This window comes from Planktothricoides sp. SR001, assembly GCF_001276715.1.
Classification (GTDB): domain Bacteria; phylum Cyanobacteriota; class Cyanobacteriia; order Cyanobacteriales; family Laspinemataceae; genus Planktothricoides; species Planktothricoides raciborskii.
This window is the reverse complement of the sequence record NZ_LIUQ01000048.1, coordinates 7,314-31,656: the sequence shown is the minus strand read 5'-3', so window position 1 is coordinate 31,656 and position 24,343 is coordinate 7,314. Positions and strand designations below refer to the sequence as shown.

The window sequence follows — 24,343 nt, the reverse complement described above, 5'->3', positions numbered from 1 at the left end:
GTGAGGATAAGTATTATGTTGGCCAATTATGCCAAGTATTTTTTGTGTGGCCTTTCTGTGTTAATGCTTTATGGGGGATTCGTGAATGCGGCAGAAAGCGATCCGGTCTCCCCCTTTTTAAGGGGGGCTAGGGGGGATCGAGATGTTGCCGATCGCCATAAGCCACAGTTCGATCCGGCTTCATTTAGCGAATGGGGATTAGAATTGGGATTAATTTCCCAAAATCCCTCCAGCCCCACGAATCAACCACCCCTGGAAATTGATCGGATTGATGCGGGCATCCCCAAAAACCGGGTAGAGTCCATTAACCCCAGTCCCATTTCCGTCACCCCCGCAACCCCAACAACCCCAACAACCCCAACAACCAACAACCAACAACCAACAACTAACGTCAATGAGGTTTTGCAGCAAATCGAGGAATACAGCCCCATTAATCAATCTCTGCAAGAGTCAGAACCTTTGGAAAAGGTGAATTCAGTGTTTGATTTGGCGGATGTTTTCCCGAATGATTGGGCTTATAGTGCTTTGGAATCTTTGGCGGAACGTTACGATTGTTTGTTGGCTTATGGCGATCGCACTTATCGGGGCGATCGCGCCATGACTCGTTATGAATTTGCTGCCAGTTTAGATGCTTGTTTAACCGCAATTCAACAACAAATCGAAGCTAAAAAATCCGATATCACCGGCGAAGATTTAGCCCAATTACAGCGTTTACAGACGGAATTTGCCACAGAATTAGGCCAATTGCGAGCTCGCATCGATAATTTGGAAGTTCGCACCGCTGAATTAGAAGCAAATAAAGTCAATCAGTCGGTGACGGTGTTTGGTGGTGAGGCGATTTTTGGTCTAGCAAGCGCCTTTGGGGGCGACCCTCCGGGGACGGGAGATGCACAAACGGCTTTTCATAGCTTAGTCCGCTTGCAAACGGTTTCGACGTTTAGCGGCAAAGACCGCTTACGGGTAGAAATGGCCGCTGGCAACTTTGATGACTTGGGTTTTGCCAGTCCTCAAGTGTTAAATACTGCCCCCGCGTTGCTGTCTTATCAAGCAGATACGGATAAAAATATTCAGTTGTCAATGGTGGAATATCGTATGGCTTTGGGCGATCGCTTTGTTACCACTTTTAGACCCGTAGGGTTTAGCCTTGCCACGGTTTTAACCACCAACTCCCCTTATTTTGACAATGGACGGGGGGCAATTTCCCGCTTTGGGGAAGCCAACCCCGTGTTTAAAATTGGCGATTTAGATGCTGGGGTGGGATTTGACTGGTTGATCAGTCAGCGATTTCGCTTGCAAATGGCTTACGGCACCCAAGGAACGGGCAATCCCCTGAAAGGTTTTGGTAATGCGGATAGTAATGCCCTAGGATTGCAGTTTTTACTCTTACCCTTTGACCGGGTACTCACTGGTCTGACTTTTGTTTATGGGTATTCTGAAGATGGGCGATTAAATACCTTTACCGGCAGTGCGATCGCCGATGCTTCGGGCTTTATCAATCAGCGATCGCGCATTTATGCCGCCAGTGGCACCTTACAATGGCGGGTATTAGACGACCTGACTTTCTCCACCTGGGGCGGTATCGTGGGCACTCACGGCATGGAAACTGATGCTTATGCCGTCAGCACTAATTATATGTTTGCCTTGGGTTTGTCCGATACCTTTGGCCGAGATGGGGACTTACTCGCGGTCATGTTTGGTCAACCACCGAAATTAGTCGAATATGATGACTTTGATATTTCATCAGGGTTAGCGGATCAAGGGCAATCTTATCACATTGAAGCCTTTTATCGCTTCAAAATCAATGACAAAGTGACCATTACTCCGGGCTTCTTCATGGTGACAAACCCAGGAAATATCGAAGATAATAACAATATCTATGTGGGCGCCCTTCGTACCACATTTCGCTTTTAATTTTTCTGCCCAATCCTTCGGTAAATAATATGTGGCTACTAAAACAAATTCCCGCAATTTTCATATTTTCGGCCTGTCTGGGTTTAAACCTGAACTTATCAGGAATAGGGGCTGCTCATGCCCAATCCTCTGAACCATCAGAGCAAATAATTGCCCAAGCAACGGACAGCCAAGCAGCCCCGCGCCGTCGCATCAAACCTTCTTTTTTTGAAGAAGAAAGAAGACCAAAATTTGGCTTTGGTGACTTTCTCGACTCCGCCTTAAATGGCGTCGAAAATGCCTTTGGTGCCGATGATACCACCCAAATCATTCAAGGCATTGCCTTTGATACCATATCCATTCCCGTGTTACAAGGAATCGCTGGAACTTTAACGGTCAGTGACTTTAAAGATAACAATATCGGCACATTTTTGAACACCACTTTGATTGGCGAAGGGGTGAATTTAAGCTTCACCAATAGTCAACCAAATTCCGACCAACGCACCGGCACCATTACCGTCAATGGAACGGTCAGCAGTGGCAGCGGAACTTTGACTTTTAACAACGAAGTCAGACAATATAACGCTGGTTTTAGTAATAAAGGAAATGATGTCAGTGCGGTATTCTTAATTGTCGATCCCAACGATCCGAGTCGGTCAATTTTTATTCAACTGCCGCGCACGACTGTTGAAGGGGCAAATGACCTAAATGATGATGATGATGTCGTCTCCGGTCGGGCAAGTTTATCCATTGGTTTACCGAGCGATCGCTAATTTTTTGCCCTGACCAGAAATCCCTATCCCAAATTAGGATAGGGATTAAAAAACCCGGTTTTTGAACCAAATTTCTCTGTGTTCTGATTTCTCTGTGTCCTTTGTGTCTCTGTGGTTCAAATTATCCGGTTTAGAAATCTTCCCGAAATCCTATACCTCTAATTAAAACTATTCACAATATAATATTATGACTTCATCTAACTTAGAAAATGCGGCCAGCAGAATTATTGAAAGTCGGATTAAAGCGGCTACGGTTTACACCAATCAAGCTTTAGTCGTGCGCCAGTCCCAACTTGAATTGACCGGAGCAGAACAGGAGTTAATTATTGAAGGATTGCCCCTGAGTTTGCAACAAGATTCGGTGAGAAGTCGGGGGGTTGGCAATGTGCCGGTGAAAATATTAGGTGTACAAACTGAGCAAGTTTTTTCTTCAGAACCCATTGAACAACGGACTGCCGAAATTAACCAGGAAATTCAGGCGATCGCAGCGGAAATACAAAAACTTGAAGATCAAATCGTCGGGATTAATTTACAGCGCAATTTTGTGCAAGATTTGGGAAGTAAATATCTAGAACGATTTTCCAGCTTGCAACCTCCTAATGAAGTGAATTTAGACGAAATTAGCCGGTTATTAGGATTTATTGGCAGCCAAGACCAATCATTAGCCGGTCAAATTACTCAGTATAAACAAGAAAAAGCTAACCGGGAAAATCAATTAGAGGTTTTGCGCGATCGCCTGAAACAAGTCCAAACCAAAACCAACCGCGATCGCTACAGTCATTATCGCATTCTCCTAGCCATTGAACCGGAAAGCGCCGGAACTTTTGAACTGGAAATTTCTTATTTAGTCAACTATGCCAGTTGGAGTCCACTTTATGATATTCGCAGCAATACCACAGGGGATCAACTGCATTTAACTTATTTGGCGGAAGTAAAACAAAAAACCGGCGAAGATTGGATCGGAATTAACTTAACTTTATCCACGGCAAAACCTTCCCTGGGAAAACTGCCCAATAAATTAAAACCTTTCTTTATTCAAAGTGGCGGTTTTCGTACCCGTGAATCCGCCGATGAATTGGCTGGAAGACCAAGGTCTTATCCCGCTGAATTTTTTGAATTAGACGCACTATTAGAAGAACCAGTTCCATCAATGGATTTAAGTGCTGAGGTAAAAATAGAAGCGGAACAAGCGATCGCTGAAACGACTCAAGTCGGAGGAATTGTCACATTTTCTTTAGAGCGAAATTCCACAATTCCCAGTGACGACCAAGCCCATAAAGTCATGCTCTATCAGACTCATTATGCTGGTCAACCGCAACATATTACCGTACCTCGGTTAGATAGTTGTGCTTATCTAGAAACTCAAGCTATAAATCCCGCCGATGGTGCAACCTTACTCCCCGGTAAAGCGAATATTTTCCGGGATAATACCCTAGTCGGAACCACCGAGTTAGAGCATATTTCTCCCGGTCAATCCTTTAAAGTTTATTTAGGTATTGATGAAAGTATCAAAGTCAGTCGGGACTTAGTTAAACGAGAAGTTGAATCAATCGGCACTTATCGCCGGATTAATTACAGTTACCGAATTCGCCTGAGCAATTTACGCGCTGAGGAAACCAAAATCCGAGTAATTGAACAATTGCCCGTCAGTCGGGATGAACGAATTAAAGTTCGCTTGTTGCGGACTCAACCAGAAATTCTCGAAGGAGAAATGGGAACCTTAGAATGGTTATTAGTGTTAGCCCCGAAATCCCAACCAGAATCTCGCCAAGAGATAGCTTACCAATCCAGTACAGAATATCCGACTAATTTAGCGATCGAATATTCATCCTAAGTTTCATCTGCTGCCAAAATCAAGCCTCGTAGGTAGGGCAAAAGCCTACCTACTTTCCCAATACAGGACAAAAGCTCACGCGATCGCATCCCTGATTTTTTCTTAAAGATTTGTTACATCCTGGGGGTATCAGCATATAAACCTTAAATGAAAAAGATAAAATAAGAATAGATCGACTGAAAATTCAGGGAATGTCAACTATGAATCTCAAACCAATATTTTTATTTACAATTGGAGGAATAATTGCCGTTCAAATTACCGAAATAAACTTTATCTTTAATGCCAAAACACCATTGCCATCAGGCACATTTTTAGCCCAAAAAACCACCCCAAACAGTGACAGCAACCCCAGCCATAATCAACCCCAAGAAACTGGGCGCAGTCGGCGTCAAGACGTGAAATATCGATTTTAATGCAACAGCGACAACCAAACCATTCTGGCATTATATAAACGGATACGCAGCCGCAGCAGTAGCAGGGTTTCTTGGCATCGGGCTGGAGAACGGCAAATAATTCAATGGACCGAAGAAGGCGCCCAAGAGTTTGGGGAAAATTTGACCGCTTCAGAACGTTGCCGCGCTGTGAGAAAGAGGTTTAATCAGTATTGTTTGCGGCAAAGCGCTCAACCGACCTTGCCGCCATTAAGTGAAGGAGTGGTGAATGGAATGCCCGTAATTTGTGCCGCTGCGGAAGTAGAGTGTAGTCCTAATAATACTTTATGGACATTGAAAACAGAAAATCGCGATACTAATGGCCGAATTATTGCTCAACTTTTAAGTGCTTTAAAAGGAGAAGCTGGTACTGGCTTAATTTTGGAAAGTGAAGATGATTTAGAGATTACCTCAATTCTCATAGAAAGTTTGATTGATGGGATTATTATGCAGAAAAGCGATCGCCTGCCAGACCATAGTGAACCGAGCTAAATTCTGTCCCCGCTCCACTGCGAATATTAATCCGAGAATTCGGCATCGCCGTTAACAAAGCCATTTCATTAGATTGATCTAGGTCAAGGTTTACCGATGGTGCGGAGGGCGAATTATTAAAGGATGAAAGATGGGCAAAACTTAATTTTGTGCCGAGCGCGCCGATTGTGCCGATCTCGCTCAAAATTCCCAGAAAAATTACTATCCAGTATTTTGATTTTGTTAATTTCATCGTTACACCGGGCCTAAGAATCATTTAACCTAGATCGGTAACTCAAAAAGACCTGTGAATGTTCCCTAGGAGAGTAATCATGTACAAAGATCCGATAGTAGGCGAAACCTACGCCAGACACCACAACAATCTAATAGCAAAATCCTTTGTGTCCTTTGTGTCTTTGTGGTGAAAAAATAAACCACAAAGACACGAAGCACACAAAGAAAAAAACTCAGATAAATAGAGCCTTAAATATCACAATTGTATTCCCCCCATCTTAGCTGCAGCCCACTGGAAGGATCAAAATCAGCGCATTCAAAGAGGCTAACGCGACCATCGATCAAACCATAAACATGATGCCAGCCAGAATAACCAGAACTAAACTGAACGGAACTGGCATTCCCACAACTCTGAATTAGGCGATCGCTAATTGGTTTCATCAATGGTTCGGAGGAAAGCACCTCATCTTCTCCCGATCCACCCAGCCCCAAAATTAACTTATTCGGTCTTTCTCGGAGCGGCGAAAGGGAATCTCTTCTTAAAATAATTCTGTTCAGAAAACCATTTCTCACGTTGTTTAACTCCGTTCTGGCTTGGGCTAAACTTTCATGGCAACGATTACTTACCGATTCTGTGGTTTGAATCAAAAAATCTCCTCTTACCCAACCTTCTGCCCTGGATTGCTGAAAGCGAACTCGATACCACCGAGGACTCATAGGATCGGAGGAATTTGCCAATGCTGACTCTAAAATAGTCACGCGATCGCCTGCCAGACCATAGTGAACCGAGCTAAATTCTGTCCCCGCTCCACTGCGAATATTAATCCGAGAATTCGGCATCGCCGTTAACAAAGCCATTTCATTAGATTGATCTAGGTCAAGGTTTACCGATGGTGCGGAGGGCGAATTATTAAAGGATGAAAGATGGGCAAAACTTAATTTTGTGCCGAGCGCGCCGAGCGCGCCGATCTCGCCCAAAATTCCCAGAAAAATTACTATCCAGTATTTTGATTTTGTTAATTTCATCGTTACACCGGGCCTAAGAATCATTTAACCTAGATCGGTAACTCAAAAAGACCTGTGAATGTTCCCCAGGAGAGTAAATCCGAGCAAAATTAACGACATTCCAGGAATTTCATCGCCCGATCCGTGGTTAAAAAGATGCGATCACGCCCTAATTTTTCCACAAAACCGACCTTTTCTAACTTATCCATCACCGGGCTTTTCACCTCTGACATATAAAACTCGATCCCCATGTTCTCTAAATCCAAAATCAAGCTTTGTAAAGTTTCCAAAGCACTACCGTCAATTAAATTAATCGCACTGCAAACCAATAATAAAGACTTCACCTCTGGATTCCGTCGCACCGCTTGCATGACATAATTTTCCAGATACTTTGTATTCACAAAATATAAGCTTTCATCCACGCGGACGGCTAAAACATGGGGGCAAGTTTTCACCGGATGGCGTAAAATATTTCTAAAATGTTCTGTATCTTCTACCCGTCCCACAATCGCTATATGGGGTTTACTGGTTCGCCATAAGTGTAATAATAAAGAAATTACTGCACCGAGCATAATTCCTTTTTCTACACTGGTGAGTAATACCGCCACAAAAGCCGCTAACCACGCGATCGCATCAGCTTTATCATAATTCCATAAACGTTTCAATGTAGCAAAATCCAGTAAATTGCCCACAGCCACTAAAATAATCGCCGCTAAACTGGTTTGGGGCAGAAAATAAAATAACGGGGTTAAAAATAACACGGTTAGGGCTAAAATTACGGCGGTAATCATTCCCGCAAGTGCCGTATTTGCCCCCGCAGAAAAATTCACCACCGAACGACTTAAACCCCCGGTAATCGGATAACCTCCAGTAAATGCGGCAGCTATATTTGCGCCTCCCAACGCAATAAATTCCTGATTCGCATCGACTTTTTGGCCTTTTTTACTGGCTAAAAATTTACCCACCGCAAAGGCTTCCATAAATCCGACGAAGCTAATAGCTAAAGCCGGGGTACTCAAAGATTTAATAATATTAATGTCAAATAAGGGTACAGTTAGCGGTGGCAAACCTTGGGGAATATTGCCCACCACTTTAACTGCCGCTACTCGATCTAATTGTAATCCCCAAACGACTAAAGAACTGACGATCACCACAACCAGCGGGCCTGTTTTACTGATAAAGGCGATCGCATTTGGATTAACGCCCCATTTTTTCAGTTGTTCTCCCAACCCTTTTTTAAAATATAATAAACTCAGTAAGCATACTACTCCTAAACCGAGGGTAATCCCATTAGTATTGCTAAGTTGCTGCCCTAGATAATTCAAAGTCATTAAAAATGATTCTGTCTGGGTAATTTTCAAGCCAAACAAATGCTTAACTTGGCTAAAGCCGATGATAATTGCTGCCGCCGTAATAAAGCCGGAAATCACCGCTTGACTGAGAAAATTCACCAGAAATCCTAGGCGAAAAACCCCCATAAAAATCTCGATTGCCCCCACCAAAAAAGCCAAGGTAAGCGCATAAGCCAAATAGTTTGACTCATCGGGGGCTAAGGCACTAATTGCCGTTGCCACCATCAAAGAATCCACCGCAACCGGGGCAACGGATAGCATTCTCGCAGTGCCCAAAAAAGCGTAAATTACCTGGGGTAAAATACTGGCATAAAGTCCCACTTGGGGCGGCAAACCGGCCAACATTGCATAAGCCATCCCTTGAGGAATTAACAAACTAGCAACGATAATTCCTGCCGTGATATCTCCAGATAAATCTTGCCGCCGATAATTTAAACCCCAGTCTATAATTGGCAAATATTCGCTCAAAGTAGCACAAAATTTTGAGCGATCTAATTTATTAGTCATTTCTGAATATTTATAATAGTGTTTTTCTTAATTTGGCCATGTTTATATTTTAAATGAATAGGGTGGGCATTGCCCACCCTACATTGTTACTGGTTATAAGGTTATTGGTTATAGGGTAACTTGGCCAATAACTTCGCCATCATACAAGTATTGGTCGCCCCCGAAAAGACTAAACCGGCACCAACAAAACCACTCAAAAACAAAAATTTGGGATAATTCGCCCCCAGAATAGTTCCAGTTAAGACTAAGGAACCAGCGACAATTTGCACTTGGCGCATAATGCTAATGGGGGCATTTTTATTCACTTTTGTGGGATAACCGGCTTGTTTCCAAGCATTGAGCCCCCCTTCCATATGAACTACTTTTTCAAAGCCAGCCTCTAATAGTTTTTTCGCCGCTTGTCCCGAACGATTGCTACTTTGGCAATATAAAACTACTTGGGGAGAGGTTTGACGGGGTACTTTATTGGCATCAAAACTGGACAAAGGAAGTAGAGTTGCCCCGGCAATATGTTCTCCGGCAAACTCCGAAGGTTCGCGGACATCAATCAGTTGGACAAGGTTTTGGTCAATTAATTGTTTGAGGGTTTCGGCATTGACAGTTTGAATTTGTCCGTTAGCTGAGATAGTCATAGAAATTGATCCTTGGTTGATTTGATGTGATAATTTTGTCAATGATATTTCTTAGATTTTAGCGGGCCAATTTATCAAACGGAGGCAACTTGACCACAACTTTGGTTGGCGGGGACGGCTTCCATGATTTTTTTCGGGTTGGGCAGATTCAGAGAACTCATAAATTGAATGAAATTGTCGCGATCGCGCCCCACAAATCTGGGATTCAGTTGTTTTTCTTCGCCAATGGTAGAAACCATCATACCTTTGTAGTCGTGACCGGGATAAACCAAGGTTTCATCGGGTAAAGTAAACAATCTTTGGGTGACTGCATCATACAAGGTTCCCGCATCCCCACTTTGGAAATCCGTGCGTCCACATCCCCGAATAAACAAGGCATCTCCAGTCAGTACCATCTGCCGATTGACTAGATAAGCATGGTGGCTATCTGTGTGACCCAAAGTGGCGATCGCCTCGATTTCGATCTCACCCACTTTTAAAGTTTCTCCATCGGCAATATGGCGATCGGCACAACTCACCTGAGCACCTTCAGGGACGATACCGGAACAGCCAGTCAGTTCGCGCAGCTTCCCCGTTCCCGTAATATGATCCGCATGGACATGAGTTTCCAGACAATAACGCAGGGTCAAACCCAGTTCTTGAATTAACTTATAGTCACGTTCGACTTGTTCGATCACTGGATCGACCAAAACCGCTTCTTTGGTGGTGCGATCGGCGATCAGATAAGTATAGGTGCAGGATTCTTGATCAAACAGTTGTCTAAATAACATGGCTGACTTCCGGGTAGTTGTACATTGGGATAAGCAGAAAAAATGCAGAAAAAATATAGTCCGCTACCAGTCGTATCTACTGGATCGCGTTCTTATTTAATTTATCTTATTATAATTATATAGTAATATAGTAGATATGTCAAGGGAGAGCGATCGCCAAATTTTTTTGTCCCCAGTCCCCAGTCCCCAGTCCCTAGTCCCTAGTTATTTAACAAATAACAAGTAACCAGTAACCAGTAATTTTAGAAAAAATTACTCTACCTATTGATTTACTATAAAGCTATGTGGTAATATTCTGATCGTTTGACTTATGTTGCTGGCCAAACAATATTGATTTAATTATGTCATGCCAGATAATTCTTCCTGATCCCTTGGAGGCTGACCATTTGTTTCGATAAATTTTCCCCTTGGCGATCAATTCTTGCCATAGAAGTGATGACCCCTGGTTCACAATGAACGGATCCTGATTTGCTTATTTAAATTAAAATAAGCCAGTGAGCGAATTGAGTCTATATATCGATATATCGAGGATATTTTTCCTTATGCCGACCAAAATACCCGTAATTACCGATTCTTTGGCAACATTAAACCTGGATGATGCTAAAATATCCCAACTACCGCCTACCGCTCTAGGAATGGTGGCTGATTTCTTTAAAGTGCTTTCAGAAATCAGTCGAATTCAGATTTTATGTTGTTTAAAAAAAAGCCCAAAAAATGTCACAGAGATTATTGCGGAAACCGGCCTGGGGCAAGCAAATGTTTCCAAACACTTAAAGATTTTGACCCAAGCAGGCATTGTCAAAAGAGAGCCTCAAGGGGTCAACGTTTTTTATCAAATTGCTAATCCTTTTTTGTTTCAAATTTGTGACTTGGTGTGTGAGATTATCGTGGATCAAATCCAAGCAAAAAATGAACAATTTGAATCTTTAAAATAATCAATCGCTACTCAATCCATATGCCAAGTTAATGCGGACTAAAAATCTGCGGATATCAATGATTAAGCTGCGATTAAGCTGCTCTGCGAAATCATCCGTAGATTTAGTCCAGCTATCCTAAAAATCCTGATAATTCGCAACTTAGTCACTTACGGATCAAAAAAAGCCCCTGCCAGAGACTAGGGGCATTTAATAGGGTGCATTTCACTTGGTTGAGTGTTCCCTTGCGAAGGGGCAGTCCAAGCTAGATGACCAGATGGACGCAAAACAAGTTTTTAGAGTTCCACTGTTAAGTCAAGTTTTCTGGAGTTTTCCAGGGGAAATTTGACGAGTTATTACGAGTCAGTAATTTGATTATTTTTTGTGGCCAAAAATAAAAGTTTTCTGTCAGAAAAATCAGCCCATTTCTCTGGTAAGCCAAGTAACCGACTGTCCATACCAACTAGAAGACAGTCGGTTACTTAGCTAAATCGGGAGATGCATTTAGGTTTGCTTATTCCACCAGTCCTGGATCTGGGTTAAAGCAGCAGCCAGGATATTGAACACAGCCCAGCTACCGGCCAAAATAATCGGAAGTAAAACAACGATGATACGCCAATCCATAATGTTGCCTCTCCTCTTTAAAGATTTGTATCAGGTTCTCATTTTTTCTATTTTGCAATCAAAGGTATTTATTTTCCAGTCCTTTGACAAAAAAATTTCATTTTCTCCAATTTGCGATGAGTAAATTTACCATGATGTGGGTTGAGGAAACCCAGGATTGTCACCTTTGTTTGCATGAACTAAGGCAAGTTTTTCATAACGGTGGGCGTGTTCGATGAGTTCCGCTGCTTCGTCGTCTGTCACTGTCCGAACTCGTTTGGCGGGAATTCCCACCATGAGCGATCGCGCCTCCACATCTTTGGTGACAATTGCCCCAGCGCCAATAATACTGCCAGCGCCAACCCGGACGCCATCCATCACCACCGCCCCAATGCCAATTAAACTGCCTCGTTCAATGGTTGCCGCATGAATCACCGCCCGGTGCCCGACGGTGACACAATCTTCTAATAATGTCACCTGACCAGGATCTCCGTGGAGAATTGCCCCATCTTGAATATTGGTGCGATCGCCAATAATAATTTTTTCTACATCTCCTCGGATCACCGCCCCATACCAGACACTCGCACCAGCCCCCAATTTCACCCAACCGACCACGGTAGCGGTAGGGGCCACAAATGCCGCCGCCGAAACGTCCGGGATCGGCCAATAATTAGGTAAGTTAGTCATGGATTGGTTAATATGGTTCACAATCATTCCGTCCTTTAATCCGTCCTTTAATCAGAAACACTCGCGAGGTTGCGCCTACCGGCGCCCCAGAATAAGAATCGTGAAGTGGTCAATATCTCTAGGTATAATAAAACCACGAGTGCTGGCGCCAATCCTAATTAATATTTTTGCCGATAACCTGCCTCAATTATGAATCTAGTATTGCAATATCCCATTTTCGGTCCAGAGATTCAATGTCCTCATTGTCGTCAGACAATTCAAGCGCTGACGTTGACAGATAGTTATCTTTGTCAACGGCATGGTGCTTTTGAGGCAAACCCTGACACAAAAGAACTGATTCATTTACAATCGGGGCGTCATTGGCGTCAGTGGGAGGGTGAATGGTATCGACAACATACCCATCCCGATGGGATTCGCTTTGAAATCCATGAAGCCTTGGATCGTCTTTATACTAAGGGATATCGCGCCACTCGCGTGATTATTGCCAAACGCTATGAACAACTCCTGAATTCTTATTTAGAACGTAGCGCCCCTTGGGGAGGTCAGTCTGATGCTCTGCTGCCCAAACTTTATGGCTTACCCGTGGAGTTTAGCCCGGATCCCCAGGAAGACCCCCAATGGCAGGTGATTAATTTTACTTTAGAACAAGAACCTGGAGTCCCCAGTCGCTATCCTTATTTTCGCTTATTTGAGTAGTTATGCACCATGCCTCGATTAGAACTGCGAATATTCACCGAGCGATCGCCTTTTATGAAAAACTGGGGTTTACGGTCAGCGAGCGGTTTACCGCTGGAATTACCTTAGCTTGTTGGCTGGTCGGGGACTTGGGACGAATTGAATTAATCCAAATTCCCGAACCCCGTCCTGCGCCCGATGCTTTTGGGGATGAGCATTATACGGGCTATTATCATTTATCCTTTGATTTAACCGACCAAACCAGCGACTTACCAAGCTGGTTAAGGGATTTACAGCAAAGTTTTGCTGATGCGGCGGCATCAGACCAGGCCATGTTTCAACCGTTGAAAGTGCTGTTGGCACCGACCCAACAGATGATAGGCGACCGTGTTTATGAAATTACTTTTATTGCCGATAGCGACGGGCTGCCCCTAGAATTTATCCGCGTCCTTTGCTAAATAACCAACAACCAACAGCAAAGAGGAAAGAGCAAAGAGAAAAGAGGAAATAGGAAAGAGAAAAGAGGAAAAGTGGTATTTCATTGAAATGCATCACTATTCACTATTCACTATTCACTATTCACTTTCGCCGTTCCACGCCACTTGCTAGACTTGGGGAGACCCCAAGATCGCAGTGGCTCCTGATAACTGTTCCCCTTTCCCCAACCAACAACCAACAACCAACAACCAACAACCAACAACCAACAACAAATGCTGAGTTTATATATATTTTTAGCACTGGGTTTTATCGGCAGTGGCCATTGCGTGGGAATGTGCGGCCCGTTTGTGGTCAGCTATACCCAGTGGAACCGTAACCCCTGGTATTCTCATGTGCTCTATGGTCTGGGTCGTTCTACCACTTATGCCTTTTTAGGATTTCTCACCAGTAGCTTTGGTCATGGATTGCAAAATTTTCTGGGTTTTCGGGCCAGTATTCTGGTAATCGCGGGACTGGTGATGCTTTATATGGCATTAGGTCAGTTGAAGCTTTTTCCCCGAAAACTTCCCTCACTCCAACATTGGCGATTTTATCAAAAGACTGTGGGACGGTTATATGCCAGCAATAGTTGGTATCGCACTTATCCTTTGGGGGTTTTTCTCGGATTTATCCCTTGTGGCTTAACCGCGATCGCCCTGAGTTTGACCATAACTCAGCCCGTGGCGATCGCCACCGCCGGTATGTTTATCTTTGGCTTAGGAACCATGCCCGCAATGGTTGGCTTTGGTCTATTGTTGCAACGACTCAAACTACCCAAACTGGAACGCTACATGGCTGGACTGATGGCATTTCTGGGTTTTTTAACCTTATGGATGGGACTGCATCGTTTAGGATGGATGCCCAAACCGCCTCAAAGTGCCTTACTGATGCGCTTGCATCCCACCACCGTACCCATGCAAAACATCGATCGCTCTAATCCTGCCCCGGAAATGCCCCACCATCATCATTAAAAAAAGGAACGAGTCCGCTTTAAGATGAGAAGAGTCTCTTCTTGTTAGGCAATTCACTGAACAACGATTGACAAAGGTGAACAATTGCGTTAAGCTAGAGGATTTCGTACACAGCAAGCGAGCTAACTGCCGAAATATACATCACCAAGTGAAACATCTCAATAGGTGTATGCTTACATACCCTAAGAAGATGGGAAAGAGACGGCAAGATTCAAGCGATCAGGACACCATCAGGGCAGAGGCGATATGATATTGCATCCTACACGGGAATTTCCAACAAGAGAACGCAACGGGCAATTATCGCTTATGCCCGCGTTTCCAGCCGTGGACAAAAAGCAGACCTCGATCGCCAAGCTGCAAAATTACTCGAACTCTACCCTAACGCCGAGCTCGTCACTGATATCGCCAGTGGTCTTAATTTCAAAAGAAAAGGACTTAGAGCCATTTTGGAGCGAGTCCGTCAAGGGGATGTCGGATTTATTGTGGTTGCCCACAGAGACAGACTTGTTCGTTTCGGGTTTGACCTCCGAACCTGGTTGTGCGAACTCGACAAAACAAAAATCGTGGTTCTCAACCAAGACAGTTTATCCCCAGAACGAGAATTGGTTGAGGACATCCTTGCCATTGTTCACATCTTCAGTCGCCAACTCTACAGACTTACAAAATATAAGTCTGCAATCAAAGAATATCCGGATTTATCCCAGTCCTGAACTGGAAAAAATTTGGAAAAAATGGCGGGCGGCTTGCCGTTATTGTTTTAACCAAGCGATCGCCATGCAGCGTCAATCAACGACTCGGATTAGTAAGCTGAAATTGCGAAATCTGGTCATGCAATCCGATTTACCTCAATGGGTGAAAGAAACGCCTTGCCATATCAGACAAAATGCTATCTTTGACGCACATCAAGCAATAAGTGCGAGTTGTGATGCCAAATTCCGAAGTATCCGTGACCCCCGCCAAACAATCAAATTTAATAATTCCAATTTCACCAAAGGAACATGGTACAGTCAATTAACAAAAACACTTAAGTTTAAGGCAAGTGAACCTATACCAGAGCAATGGGATTATGGTACTCAATTGACTTATCGGCGTGGTAAATGGTTCGCTGTTTTTCCTGAACCTGTAATTAAAAGTCATACATCTTCAAGGAAAATAATTGCCTTAGATCCTGGAGTCAGAACTTTTTTGACTGGGTATGACGGCGATCGAGTCATTGAAATTGGCAACGGGGACATGGGTCGAATCGTGAGATTATGTCAACACGAATATGATTTAATTAGTCGTTCAACTAAGGTAAATGCCAAACGACGCCGTTCCATGAGAAAAGCGGCTAATCGGATTCGAGAAAAGATTCGGAACTTAATTGACGAAGTACACAAAAAAGCAGCCCATTACCTGACTAATAACTATGGATTAATTTTTCTACCTCGCTTTGAGTCTTCCCACATGGTAGCCAAGTCAAGAAGAAAAATTAGGTCTAAAACAGTCAGAAGTATGCTGACTTGGGGAGCCTGTGCGGTCTTGGGGTTTCCCCAAGTGGAGCAACTGGCGTCGCATTATCACTTTAAGTTAATTCTGAAACATCAAGCAGCAAAGCGTGGTTGCGTGGTGCTTGATGTGGGCGAAAGTCATACATCTAAAACCTGTGGAGTGTGTGGACATCGCCATACCAAACTAGGTGGTGCGAAAATACACAAGTGTCCTCCCTGTGGCAGTCAAACTCCTAGAGATGCAAATGGCGCACGTAATATAATGTTACGTGCTTTGAGGGATTCCTTTTTTACTGTCAGTAATGATGGTATTGCTATAGTTACAGTCCGAGCATTGGAAATCAATGTTCAGGAATGTTCAGCTTAAATGAATCAGACAAACAAAATATTCAGCCAGATTTAAACTTATCTCCCATGATTAAACAGTTTGTTTCCTCATCACATAAACTTTTAACCCGTTGGATGCTGCTGCCATTAGTGCTATGGTTCAGCCTGCTGGGGTCGGTCTCGGCGATCGCGGCACCTACGGGTGATTTAGCCCGTCAACCGGCGATCGAGGTGGCAGTGAGTTTAGGCAATACAGCCAATGAACTAAAATTTTTCCCCAATAACTTTGAATTTGAGGGTGGTCGTCGTTACAAGCTGGTATTGACAAATCCCAGTCCCCAAAAACATTATTTCACTGCCAAAGATTTTGCCGATGCTTCCTGGAGTCAAAAAGTAGACGCCGGTAACGTGGAAATCAAAGGGGCGATCCACGAACTAGAACTCAGACCCAACGCGGAAGCGGAATGGGTGTTTGTCCCGGTAAGATCCGGAACCTATCAACTGCGTTGCACTATTCCCGGTCACACCGAAGCGGGAATGATTGGCACCATTACCATTAAACCTGCGGCGCAGGTTTAATCCTCGGTTATCCGGCTGATTTCCACGCAAAAGTTCCCTACATTGTCTGTGGGGAATTTTTGTGGAATCTGTTAAGTTAGTTAAAGACGGTTAATTTATCCAGCTAAAGTGAATATCGGATCCTCGATCGCCTGAAATCAATTTCTTTATTTTAGAAAAATGGGATCGGGCGCGATCGCTGTTCTCCTATTCAAGCAAATATCATCACTACTGACTACATGAACATTCTTGCCAACCTCCTGCAACAACCTGCCCAGAAACCCAGCGTCAAAAACCAACAGCGTCGCCGCACTATTGAACTGAAATCTCCCCGCGAGATTGACATCATGCGTCAGTCTGCGAAAATTGTGGCCACGGTGCTCAAAGAAATTTCTGAAATGGTTCAGCCGGGCATGACCACCGCAGACCTGGATGCTCACGCGGAAAAACGGATTCGGGAAATGGGAGCCACCCCTAGTTTTAAAGGCTATCATGGCTTTCCCGCTTCGATTTGTGCCAGCGTTAACAATGAAGTGGTGCATGGAATTCCTAACAAGAAAAAAGTCTTATGCGCCGGGGATGTCCTCAAGGTAGACACAGGCGCTTATTATGAAGGATTCCACGGGGATTCTTGCATTACTATTGCAGTGGGAGAAGTCACCCCAGAAGCCGCCAAATTAATTCGGGTTGCCGAAGAATCTTTATATAAAGGAATTGAACAAGTCAAAGCGGGCAATTATCTATTAGATATTGCCGGAGCAATTGAAGACCATGTGAAAGCCAATGGTTTTAGTGTGGTCGAAGATTTCACGGGTCATGGTGTGGGTCGGAACCTCCATGAAGAACCTTCGGTGTTCAACTTCCGCACTCGTGAAATGCCCAATGTGAAATTACGCGCTGGGATGACTTTGGCGATCGAGCCGATTCTCAATCAAGGCTCCAAATATACCCGCATTTTAGCGGATAAATGGACAGCGGTAACGGTGGATAATGCCCTATCCGCTCAGTTTGAACATACAGTATTAGTCACCGAAAATGGCTATGAAATTTTAAGCGATCGCACTAAAGTTTAATTAGTTTATTAATTTTTTTGGTGTGAAAAAAAATACCTCTTACTGTCTAGTAAGAGGTATTATTGTTAATAAATTTACATATCAGGGTTGATCGTTATAACAATATAAAATGAATGGCTAAATAAATCACTAAAATCTTATACCATAAAACTCTATGAATTACTCAGCCGCTATCAGGCCGGGGAAAGAAATTTTGCCAAAGCCAACTTGATTGGTGCGGATATGAACAATGTTAACTTAACTGGGGTCAACCTCGAAGGCTCCTTTCTCACAGGTGCTAACCTCAGTCGGGCAGTCTTAAATCAGGCCAACTTGAATGGCGCTTTTCTTTATCGGGCGGATCTAAGTTTTGCCAAACTTCAATCCGCTACGCTAGTTTAATCGAAGCAGACCTGACAAAAACTAATTTAAGATCCGCCTGGGTGGTGAAATCAAAACTCATTGAAACTAAACTCAGTGGCACTTTACTTACTGCGGTGAACCTGGCGGTAGCGAACCTAGAAGGGGTGAATCTTTGTGGTGCGGATTTGCGGGGAATTAATCTGCGCGGTGCAAATTTGACTAAGGCTAATTTGAGTTGGGCAAATCTGAGTGGAGCCCGATTAAGTGGTGCGCGATTACAGGGGGCGCTGCTCAATGGGGTGAAATTTGCTCAAGCATATCTTAATGGGGTGGATTTGAGTGGGTTGGAGTTGGAGGGGGTGGACTTTTCCGAGGCTAAACTCAATGGAGCGAATTTAAGTCAGGCGAATCTGATTGCCAGTAGTTTGATGGCAGCGTCCCTTCGGGGGGCTATGTTGGCGGGGGCAAACTTGCAAGGGGCAGATTTAACTGAAGCGGTGTTGAGTCGAGCGTCTTTAAGTCAAGCGAATTTGACTAGGGCAGATTTGACTGATGCGAATTTACAAGAGGCAGATTTGACCGGCGCGAAACTGAATTTAGCTTGTTTGTTGCGGACTAATCTCAGTGGCGCTGATTTATCTGATGCTTACCTTTGGGTGCTGATCTGTATGAAACGGATTTGGAGCAAGCCAATTTCCTGGGAGCGAGTTTGCGTGATGCGATGATTGCCAACGTAGATATGCATAAAGCGATTTTGCGGGATACTCGGATGCCTGATGGTCAGCTTTATTCCAGCCCAAGATGATCTAGCCCAAGATGATATGATGCCTATCAAATCACGATTTAATATTCCATATAGTTTTTAATCGATGACCGATGAATGATTTGGCTCCTTGGCGATCGCCTCTTGGTCGCGCCCAACATCGCAATCGCAGTTTGCCCAATGCTCGTTATGTTCAGTTAGCCACTGTTCGTCCCAATGGCCGACCGGCGAACCGAACAGTAGTTTTTCGCGGATTTTTAGACCAGACAAATCAGTTAAAATTTGTCACCGATTTTCGCAGTGAAAAACCGGATCAAATTGACCGTTGTCCTTGGGCTGAAGTTTGTTGGTATTTTCCCAAAACTCGCGAACAATTTCGCTTGCAGGGTCGTTTAACTTTAGTCACCGATACCCATCTCGATCCGGTGTTAGCCGTTGCTCGCGAAAAAGCCTGGGCAGAACTTTCAGACGCGGCGCGATCGCAATTTGCATGGCCACATCCCGGACATCCCAGAGAAAATGGCGATGGGTTTAATCCCCCACCGACCGCAGCGGATCGACCCCTTTCTCATTTTTGTTTACTATTACTTGATCCTCTCTCCGTCGATCATTTAGAACTGCGGGGCGACCCACAAAACCGTCGCTTATACCAGCGTCAAAATGATGGGTGGTCAATCCAAGAAATTAATCCTTAAAATTCGCCGCAGGGATGCAGAAACCGGGTTTCTTAATTAAATCTATGTTTTTCGGCAAAAATTATCGCAGAAACCCGGTTTCTTTTGGTTTCTCCCGCACAGGGGTTGATAAACCGGATTCAGAAACCGGGTTTCTTAATTAAATCTATGTTTTTCGGCAAAAATTATCGCAGAAACCCGGTTTCTTTTGGTTTCCCGCACTCAACCCGATTTTTTTGGGTTAATCAGCATCAGGATCGATTCCCAGTTCTCGCAACCGTGCGGCTAATTTCGCGGCCCGTTGTTGTTGCCGTTCCTTTTCCTGCCGTTCTTGTTCCGCCCGTTGGCTTTCTTGTTCAGCCCGCAGACGTTCTTGTTCCGCCCGTTGGCTTTCTTGTTCAGCCCGCAGACGTTCTTGTTCCTTTTCCAGACGTTCGCGCTCGGCTCGCAGTTGTTCGCGATCGCCTCTCTCTCGTTCTTCGCCATAAGTGCGTAAATACTCGCCGGTCTGACGATGGAAAAAACGCAACTGACCATCAATTAGGAGATGCATTTCTAATCCCAATACTTCAGAAGGGAAACAAAGGGTGCCATCTGCCAACGCAGTGGGTGCGATCGGCGAGTAAGTATTGCCCTCTAACCTTCTGCCCTTGAGTGGAGGGTTCAGATAATCCCCCGTTGGGTCATATTGGAAATATTCCGTTACACCCATTTGAGCATAAGTGCGGGGTTTTTCTTGTTCATCCTGATGTCTTGTGCTCCGGGAAGTTATTTCTAGAACCCAGGAAGGCGCTTTGTCATTTTCTTCCCAGATTTTATAACTGCGGCGTTGACGGTTTTCTACCCCAAAAACCACAAATACATCCGGAGCAACTACCGCATCAGGGACTCCTTGCTGGTAACATAGCCACAAATTACCGGAAACATAAACATCCGATCGCTTTTGAAAATATAGTTTTAGGGCTTCTACTCCATAAACTAAATAATCACGAGTGGGGTCACTTTCTGCCATAGGTGCGCCGTCTGGTTCGGGATAAAATATCGGGGTTTTTAGGGATGCTTGGGTCATGGATATCCTCCCAGCTAGGGGACTTATTCTGAGTATAGGCGATCGCCCCATCCTGGGCGTAGAAACCGGGTTTCTTCAAGAAACCCGGTTTCTGAATTAAATCTATGTTTTTCGGCAAAAATTGCCGGCAGTTACCCGATTTCTTGCTTTTGATCGCACTTTTAATTATTGTCTACATGACTGACACGGCGCAGATTTAAGACATCACTCATTTGTTTGATTTGAGTGAAGGTGCGGTCAAGCTGAACCCGATCGCGGATTTCAATGCCTAAGTCAATCACCGCTGGGCGATCCATGTAGGTTTTGACGTTGGCACTGCGGACATTTACATGATTATCCTTTAAGCGAGAAAGAATGTCATTGAGAACCCCCACGCGGTCGATCACTTCAATAGAAATATCAATCGGATAGGTTTGGGGGCGCGCTTCGTCTTCACTGGTGGGGTTCCAATTCACCGGGACTAGGCGATCGCCAGGAATGCTATCCACATTGGGACAACCTTGCCGGTGAATGGAAATGCCCCGGGCGCCACGAGTCACTACCCCAATAATGTCTTCTCCAGGAACGGGATTACAACAGCCAGCAATTTGATAAAGTAAACCTTCCACACCGGCGATCGGAGATTTTTTCCCTGGTAGGATCGACGGGGATTCTCGCAATAGCCGAGTGGAAGCGATCGCCGTGGGTTGAACCGACTCAATTTCTGTGGCTTGAGGGGTATTGGCTTTGACATAATCTTGCAGACGATGTACCACTTGATTCAAAGTGATTTCGCCATATCCCAGACCCGCTAACAAATCATCGACGGTTTGGTAATTAGATCGTTGGGCAACCATCTGCATGGGTTCTGATTTGAGTAAGGCTTCAAAGCCATTTTTACCCATTTCTTTTTCCAACATATCTCGACCGCGATCAATGTTGTCATCCCGGTGCGATCGCTTATACCATTGGCGAATCCGAGTTTTGGCCGTAGTAGTGACGACAAAATTCAACCAATCTAAAGAAGGATGACTATTTTTCTGGGTCATCACTTCCACAATATCCCCGTTCTTCAGCAGCGTATCTAACGTCACCATGCGATCGTTCACCCGTGCCCCGCAACAATGATTGCCTATTTCTGTATGAATGCGATAGGCAAAATCAATGGGGGTTGCCCCTCGTTTCAGGGAAACTACATCGCCCCGTGGGGTAAACACATAGACATCATCATCAAATAGATTATCTTTGATATTTTCCAGATATTCCTGAGCATCTTTCAGGTCACTTTGCCAATCCAACAATTGACGTAACCAAGTAAATTTTTCATCGTCATTGGTTAATTGAGCATCAGAAGACCCCGTTTCTTTATATTTCCAATGCGCGGCAATTCCATACTCAGCAATATGGTGCATTTCTTGGGTTCTAATTTGCACTTCAATCGGACGACCTGTTGGCCCAATCACTCCCGTATGTAAAGACTGGTAGCGGTTGGGTTTGGGCAGACCAATATAGTCTTTAAAACGACCTGGAATTGGCCGAAATAGGTCGTGAACTACGGCCAAAGCCCGATAACATTCTTCATTATTTTCTACAATAATTCGCATGGCGGCGACATCGTATATTTCGTGAAATTGCTTTTGTTGTCGCTGCATTTTCTGGTAAATCCCATAGAGGTGTTTGGGACGACCATTAATATCGATACAGTTAATATGAGCTTTTTCTAAACGCTGTCTTAAAGTCTGAGTCAGAGTGGCTAACCGGGCTTCTCTTTCCGTGCGTTTTTCGGCGACTAACAATTGCGTTTCCCGATAAGCTTCTGGATCGAGATATTTAAAGGATAAATCTTCTAATTCCCATTTAAATCGGCCAATCCCTAAACGATTAGCTAATGGGGCAAAAATTTCTAAAGTTTCGCTGGCAATTCGGCGGCGTTTGGCATCCGCTAGAGACTCTAAAGTTCTCATGTTATGCAGGCGATCGGCTAATTTTACCACAATGACCCGAATATCTTGAGCCATTGCCAAAAACATTCGCCGAAAGTTTTCTGCCTGGCGTTCAGTTTTGCTAGAAAAGTTAAATTTAGAAAGTTTGGTGACTCCTTCGACTAAGCTGGCAACTTCGGGGCCAAAGCGTTGCTCTAAATCTGCTACGGTGACATCGGTATCTTCTACAATGTCATGGAGAAAACCGGCAGCAATCATGGCGCTGCTGCCACCGAGATCCCGGAGTAACCCCGCTACGGCGATCGGGTGACAGATATAGGGCTCTCCCGATGCTCTTCGCTGACATTCATGGAGGTGATAGGCAAATTCAAATGCTCGACAAATCAAGGCATTGTCGGCGGGAGATATTTCTGGAAAAGCTGATTTACCTTGGGTTTCGGCTATTAGACAATTGTTAAGCCAATCGGGTAATTCAACATTAAAAGTACAGGTGGGCGCAGCAGTGTTCATAAGGATGGTATGAGTACAGTGAAAGGATTTAGGGAGGAGCGAGCGGTGAATGATGGTCGATAATTGGTTAATTGTAAAGGATGTCTGTATCTATAGATACATTTTACCCAGTGGAGAGAACAGAAAGTCCCACCATTTTCTCTGGTTCAGGGCATTGTGCCGCTAGAGTCGATTCAGAGAATATAAATTGGGCTGCTTTCAAGGGCGATCGCCCCTGAATCCAGCACTACTCCAGCTTTATAGGTTTGTGTAAAACTCTTGCTTTCTATTATATAAACCAAATTTTTAGGCAGAAATCAACGATGTCAGAGATTCATTACCCGCAATATCTAAGCTTTCAACAATCTCTCGAAGAAATCCATAACACGATCGCTCAGTTCAACTCTCAGTCTGAGTTAAATCAAACTGCCTTGTTAGCGGCACTATCCCAAGTCCAAGAATTATTTAAGCAAGAAATTCTCACCATAAACTTGGATGAATTGCCCAAGGAACGCATCTCTTTAGTCCAGTCATATCGGACAGAAATGCACAAGCATCTGAGTTTGTTGACCACCGATGTCATGTTTTTCCAAACCGCTCGACAACCCACTACCAAGCAACAACGTTTGGCACAAATTAGCGATCGCCTAGGGATTTTGATTCGTTACTGTGATGTCCTTTTAGAATAAAATCTGCTGGTTGTGGCAACTTAAAAAATTTTTGTCAAGATTTTTGTCAAGAGGGAGGTGAACCCTCGCGATTGATTAACTAATGATTAACTAAATATCGCCTTCGGAGAGATACCGTGATGAAATGTCCAAAAGATAGAAAAGTTGAGTTGGTAGACGGCTGGTTAAGTGAGGATTTAGCGGTTCATTGTTGTCCAGACTGTCAGGGAAATTGGATTTCCCTGGATACTTATGAGGAATGGCGCAGCCAACAACCCCAATGGTTACGACAACGGGGCGCTACCTCGACTCCAGGGGAGATTATGGTGGAAGTCTCACCCTCCGATAACCGTGCGGGTTTGTGTCCTAAGTGCGATCGCTATCTGTCTCGGAGCAAAGTTCAGATCAAAACTCCCTTTTATGTGGAACGTTGTTCCGCTTGCGGCGGCTTTTGGTGCGATCGCGGCGAATGGGAAGCTTTGGTAGAATTAGCCCTCAGCTATAACCTAGAACAAGTATTTTCTGGGGAATGGCAATCCCTGATTCGCTCCAGACAATATCTGGAAAATGCGCGTCAGGCGATCGTTGATAAACTCGGTCCAGAAATCGCCGGAAAAATTTTTGCCCTCGCAGAAATCTTAGAACAACATCCCAACGGGGATTTTGGCGTCGCTTATTTAATGCGTCGCTTGGATAAACCGCAGTAAGAGTGCGGGGGAAGAGAGGGTGTAGGGGTTTGAGA

At 44.3% G+C, this 24,343-nt stretch carries 27 protein-coding genes; 19 read left to right on the top strand and 8 right to left on the bottom strand.

Annotated features, from left to right (window positions below; genetic code table 11):
- The first annotated feature begins 15 nt into the window (after positions 1-15).
- The 5 genes from AM228_RS22330 (at position 16) to AM228_RS22310 (ending at position 5,420) form a co-directional block, all read left to right on the top strand.
- Positions 16-1,911: an iron uptake porin gene (locus AM228_RS22330; protein ID WP_054469153.1), complete on the top strand. Its 1,896-nt coding sequence runs from the start codon at positions 16-18 to the stop codon at positions 1,909-1,911.
- 29 nt (positions 1,912-1,940) lie between these two features.
- Positions 1,941-2,663, top strand: coding sequence for a hypothetical protein (locus tag AM228_RS22325; RefSeq protein ID WP_054469152.1), 723 nt, complete (start codon positions 1,941-1,943; stop codon positions 2,661-2,663).
- A 187-nt stretch (positions 2,664-2,850) separates the two neighbouring features.
- A complete protein-coding gene (locus AM228_RS22320; RefSeq protein WP_054469151.1) occupies positions 2,851-4,497 on the top strand; it encodes a mucoidy inhibitor MuiA family protein in 1,647 nt (548 codons plus the stop codon).
- A 200-nt stretch (positions 4,498-4,697) separates the two neighbouring features.
- A complete protein-coding gene (locus AM228_RS22315) occupies positions 4,698-4,910 on the top strand; it encodes a hypothetical protein (protein WP_054469150.1) in 213 nt (70 codons plus the stop codon).
- Between the two features lie 21 nt (positions 4,911-4,931).
- Positions 4,932-5,420, top strand: coding sequence for a COP23 domain-containing protein (locus tag AM228_RS22310; RefSeq protein ID WP_082349008.1), 489 nt, complete (start codon positions 4,932-4,934; stop codon positions 5,418-5,420).
- A gap of 462 nt (positions 5,421-5,882) precedes the next feature.
- On the opposite strand, the gene AM228_RS22305 is transcribed toward AM228_RS22310, so the two are convergent.
- From AM228_RS22305 to AM228_RS22290, 4 genes are all read right to left on the bottom strand, one after another.
- The gene (locus AM228_RS22305; protein WP_156331971.1) at positions 5,883-6,491 is read right to left on the bottom strand and encodes an SH3 domain-containing protein; all 609 of its coding nucleotides are present in this window, start codon (positions 6,489-6,491) and stop codon (positions 5,883-5,885) included.
- A 257-nt stretch (positions 6,492-6,748) separates the two neighbouring features.
- Positions 6,749-8,497, bottom strand: coding sequence for a SulP family inorganic anion transporter (locus tag AM228_RS22300; protein ID WP_054469147.1), 1,749 nt, complete (start codon positions 8,495-8,497; stop codon positions 6,749-6,751).
- A gap of 101 nt (positions 8,498-8,598) precedes the next feature.
- A complete protein-coding gene (locus AM228_RS22295) occupies positions 8,599-9,129 on the bottom strand; it encodes a rhodanese-like domain-containing protein (RefSeq protein WP_054469146.1) in 531 nt (176 codons plus the stop codon).
- A 74-nt stretch (positions 9,130-9,203) separates the two neighbouring features.
- Positions 9,204-9,899: an MBL fold metallo-hydrolase gene (locus tag AM228_RS22290; RefSeq protein ID WP_054469145.1), complete on the bottom strand. Its 696-nt coding sequence runs from the start codon at positions 9,897-9,899 to the stop codon at positions 9,204-9,206.
- A 605-nt stretch (positions 9,900-10,504) separates the two neighbouring features.
- Between AM228_RS22290 and AM228_RS22285 the strand changes: the two genes are divergently transcribed.
- Entirely contained in the window at positions 10,505-10,834 is a 330-nt protein-coding gene (locus AM228_RS22285; protein WP_369817796.1) for an ArsR/SmtB family transcription factor, read from the top strand.
- A 483-nt stretch (positions 10,835-11,317) separates the two neighbouring features.
- On the opposite strand, the gene AM228_RS22280 is transcribed toward AM228_RS22285, so the two are convergent.
- Entirely contained in the window at positions 11,318-11,437 is a 120-nt protein-coding gene (locus tag AM228_RS22280) for a photosystem II protein Y (protein ID WP_054469143.1), read from the bottom strand.
- Between the two features lie 126 nt (positions 11,438-11,563).
- A complete protein-coding gene (locus AM228_RS22275) occupies positions 11,564-12,130 on the bottom strand; it encodes a gamma carbonic anhydrase family protein (protein WP_082349006.1) in 567 nt (188 codons plus the stop codon).
- Between the two features lie 162 nt (positions 12,131-12,292).
- Between AM228_RS22275 and AM228_RS22270 the strand changes: the two genes are divergently transcribed.
- The 11 genes from AM228_RS22270 (at position 12,293) to AM228_RS22235 (ending at position 19,474) form a co-directional block, all read left to right on the top strand.
- A complete protein-coding gene (locus AM228_RS22270; RefSeq protein ID WP_054469142.1) occupies positions 12,293-12,799 on the top strand; it encodes a TIGR02652 family protein in 507 nt (168 codons plus the stop codon).
- Between the two features lie 2 nt (positions 12,800-12,801).
- A complete protein-coding gene (locus AM228_RS22265; RefSeq protein ID WP_054469141.1) occupies positions 12,802-13,236 on the top strand; it encodes a VOC family protein in 435 nt (144 codons plus the stop codon).
- 252 nt (positions 13,237-13,488) lie between these two features.
- Positions 13,489-14,226: a sulfite exporter TauE/SafE family protein gene (locus AM228_RS22260; protein ID WP_054469140.1), complete on the top strand. Its 738-nt coding sequence runs from the start codon at positions 13,489-13,491 to the stop codon at positions 14,224-14,226.
- A 155-nt stretch (positions 14,227-14,381) separates the two neighbouring features.
- Positions 14,382-14,936: an IS607 family transposase gene (locus tag AM228_RS30130; RefSeq protein ID WP_156331974.1), complete on the top strand. Its 555-nt coding sequence runs from the start codon at positions 14,382-14,384 to the stop codon at positions 14,934-14,936.
- Positions 14,845-16,083, top strand: a complete 1,239-nt coding sequence (locus tag AM228_RS22255; protein ID WP_197285365.1) for an RNA-guided endonuclease TnpB family protein — start codon at positions 14,845-14,847, stop codon at positions 16,081-16,083. Before AM228_RS30130 ends, AM228_RS22255 begins: the two co-directional genes overlap by 92 nt.
- Positions 16,071-16,622 carry a plastocyanin/azurin family copper-binding protein gene (locus AM228_RS22250; protein WP_322096582.1) on the top strand — a complete coding sequence of 184 codons (552 nt, stop codon included), beginning with the start codon at positions 16,071-16,073 and terminating at the stop codon, positions 16,620-16,622. The genes AM228_RS22255 and AM228_RS22250 overlap by 13 nt, the downstream gene beginning before the upstream one ends.
- Positions 16,623-16,840: 218 nt before the next feature.
- Positions 16,841-17,674, top strand: a complete 834-nt coding sequence (gene map / locus AM228_RS22245; RefSeq protein WP_054469138.1) for a type I methionyl aminopeptidase — start codon at positions 16,841-16,843, stop codon at positions 17,672-17,674.
- A gap of 222 nt (positions 17,675-17,896) precedes the next feature.
- The gene (locus tag AM228_RS35595) at positions 17,897-18,055 is read left to right on the top strand and encodes a pentapeptide repeat-containing protein (protein ID WP_231636908.1); all 159 of its coding nucleotides are present in this window, start codon (positions 17,897-17,899) and stop codon (positions 18,053-18,055) included.
- A 44-nt stretch (positions 18,056-18,099) separates the two neighbouring features.
- Positions 18,100-18,741: a pentapeptide repeat-containing protein gene (locus AM228_RS35590; RefSeq protein ID WP_231636907.1), complete on the top strand. Its 642-nt coding sequence runs from the start codon at positions 18,100-18,102 to the stop codon at positions 18,739-18,741.
- Positions 18,669-18,821, top strand: a complete 153-nt coding sequence (locus AM228_RS36955) for a pentapeptide repeat-containing protein (protein ID WP_369817795.1) — start codon at positions 18,669-18,671, stop codon at positions 18,819-18,821. Before AM228_RS35590 ends, AM228_RS36955 begins: the two co-directional genes overlap by 73 nt.
- Before the next feature lie 71 nt (positions 18,822-18,892).
- The gene (locus AM228_RS22235; protein WP_054469137.1) at positions 18,893-19,474 is read left to right on the top strand and encodes an Npun_F5749 family FMN-dependent PPOX-type flavoprotein; all 582 of its coding nucleotides are present in this window, start codon (positions 18,893-18,895) and stop codon (positions 19,472-19,474) included.
- Positions 19,475-19,694: 220 nt separating this feature from the next.
- Here the strand turns inward: AM228_RS22235 and AM228_RS22230 are convergent, their stop codons facing one another.
- Positions 19,695-20,522 carry a Uma2 family endonuclease gene (locus AM228_RS22230; protein ID WP_054469136.1) on the bottom strand — a complete coding sequence of 276 codons (828 nt, stop codon included), beginning with the start codon at positions 20,520-20,522 and terminating at the stop codon, positions 19,695-19,697.
- A 161-nt stretch (positions 20,523-20,683) separates the two neighbouring features.
- The gene (locus tag AM228_RS22225; RefSeq protein WP_072160889.1) at positions 20,684-22,954 is read right to left on the bottom strand and encodes a bifunctional (p)ppGpp synthetase/guanosine-3',5'-bis(diphosphate) 3'-pyrophosphohydrolase; all 2,271 of its coding nucleotides are present in this window, start codon (positions 22,952-22,954) and stop codon (positions 20,684-20,686) included.
- A 302-nt stretch (positions 22,955-23,256) separates the two neighbouring features.
- Between AM228_RS22225 and patD the strand changes: the two genes are divergently transcribed.
- Both patD and AM228_RS22215 read left to right on the top strand, forming a co-directional pair.
- On the top strand, positions 23,257-23,622 hold the full coding sequence (gene patD, locus AM228_RS22220; protein ID WP_054469134.1) for a heterocyst frequency control protein PatD: 366 nt from the start codon (positions 23,257-23,259) through the stop codon (positions 23,620-23,622).
- Positions 23,623-23,741: 119 nt separating this feature from the next.
- Positions 23,742-24,308 carry a zf-TFIIB domain-containing protein gene (locus AM228_RS22215; RefSeq protein WP_054469133.1) on the top strand — a complete coding sequence of 189 codons (567 nt, stop codon included), beginning with the start codon at positions 23,742-23,744 and terminating at the stop codon, positions 24,306-24,308.
- Positions 24,309-24,343 lie beyond the last annotated feature (35 nt).

Excerpts from the sequence above, each read along its gene's own strand:
- AM228_RS22215 (WP_054469133.1), top strand. The coding sequence starts at position 23,742 with ATGAAATGTCCAAAAGATAGAAAAGTTGAGTTGGTAGACGGCTGGTTA.
- patD (WP_054469134.1), top strand. The coding sequence starts at position 23,257 with ATGTCAGAGATTCATTACCCGCAATATCTAAGCTTTCAACAATCTCTC.
- AM228_RS35595 (WP_231636908.1), top strand. The coding sequence starts at position 17,897 with ATGAACAATGTTAACTTAACTGGGGTCAACCTCGAAGGCTCCTTTCTC.
- AM228_RS22280 (WP_054469143.1), bottom strand. The coding sequence starts at position 11,437 with ATGGATTGGCGTATCATCGTTGTTTTACTTCCGATTATTTTGGCCGGT.
- AM228_RS22260 (WP_054469140.1), top strand. The coding sequence starts at position 13,489 with ATGCTGAGTTTATATATATTTTTAGCACTGGGTTTTATCGGCAGTGGC.
- AM228_RS22305 (WP_156331971.1), bottom strand. The coding sequence starts at position 6,491 with ATGGCTTTGTTAACGGCGATGCCGAATTCTCGGATTAATATTCGCAGT.
- AM228_RS22225 (WP_072160889.1), bottom strand. The coding sequence starts at position 22,954 with ATGAACACTGCTGCGCCCACCTGTACTTTTAATGTTGAATTACCCGAT.
- AM228_RS22290 (WP_054469145.1), bottom strand. The coding sequence starts at position 9,899 with ATGTTATTTAGACAACTGTTTGATCAAGAATCCTGCACCTATACTTAT.
- AM228_RS22320 (WP_054469151.1), top strand. The coding sequence starts at position 2,851 with ATGACTTCATCTAACTTAGAAAATGCGGCCAGCAGAATTATTGAAAGT.
- AM228_RS22295 (WP_054469146.1), bottom strand. The coding sequence starts at position 9,129 with ATGACTATCTCAGCTAACGGACAAATTCAAACTGTCAATGCCGAAACC.
- AM228_RS22330 (WP_054469153.1), top strand. The coding sequence starts at position 16 with ATGTTGGCCAATTATGCCAAGTATTTTTTGTGTGGCCTTTCTGTGTTA.
- AM228_RS22265 (WP_054469141.1), top strand. The coding sequence starts at position 12,802 with ATGCACCATGCCTCGATTAGAACTGCGAATATTCACCGAGCGATCGCC.
- AM228_RS22325 (WP_054469152.1), top strand. The coding sequence starts at position 1,941 with ATGTGGCTACTAAAACAAATTCCCGCAATTTTCATATTTTCGGCCTGT.
- AM228_RS22300 (WP_054469147.1), bottom strand. The coding sequence starts at position 8,497 with ATGACTAATAAATTAGATCGCTCAAAATTTTGTGCTACTTTGAGCGAA.
- AM228_RS22315 (WP_054469150.1), top strand. The coding sequence starts at position 4,698 with ATGAATCTCAAACCAATATTTTTATTTACAATTGGAGGAATAATTGCC.
- AM228_RS22235 (WP_054469137.1), top strand. The coding sequence starts at position 18,893 with ATGAATGATTTGGCTCCTTGGCGATCGCCTCTTGGTCGCGCCCAACAT.
- AM228_RS22270 (WP_054469142.1), top strand. The coding sequence starts at position 12,293 with ATGAATCTAGTATTGCAATATCCCATTTTCGGTCCAGAGATTCAATGT.
- map (WP_054469138.1), top strand. The coding sequence starts at position 16,841 with ATGAACATTCTTGCCAACCTCCTGCAACAACCTGCCCAGAAACCCAGC.
- AM228_RS22230 (WP_054469136.1), bottom strand. The coding sequence starts at position 20,522 with ATGACCCAAGCATCCCTAAAAACCCCGATATTTTATCCCGAACCAGAC.
- AM228_RS22275 (WP_082349006.1), bottom strand. The coding sequence starts at position 12,130 with ATGATTGTGAACCATATTAACCAATCCATGACTAACTTACCTAATTAT.
- AM228_RS22250 (WP_322096582.1), top strand. The coding sequence starts at position 16,071 with ATGTTCAGCTTAAATGAATCAGACAAACAAAATATTCAGCCAGATTTA.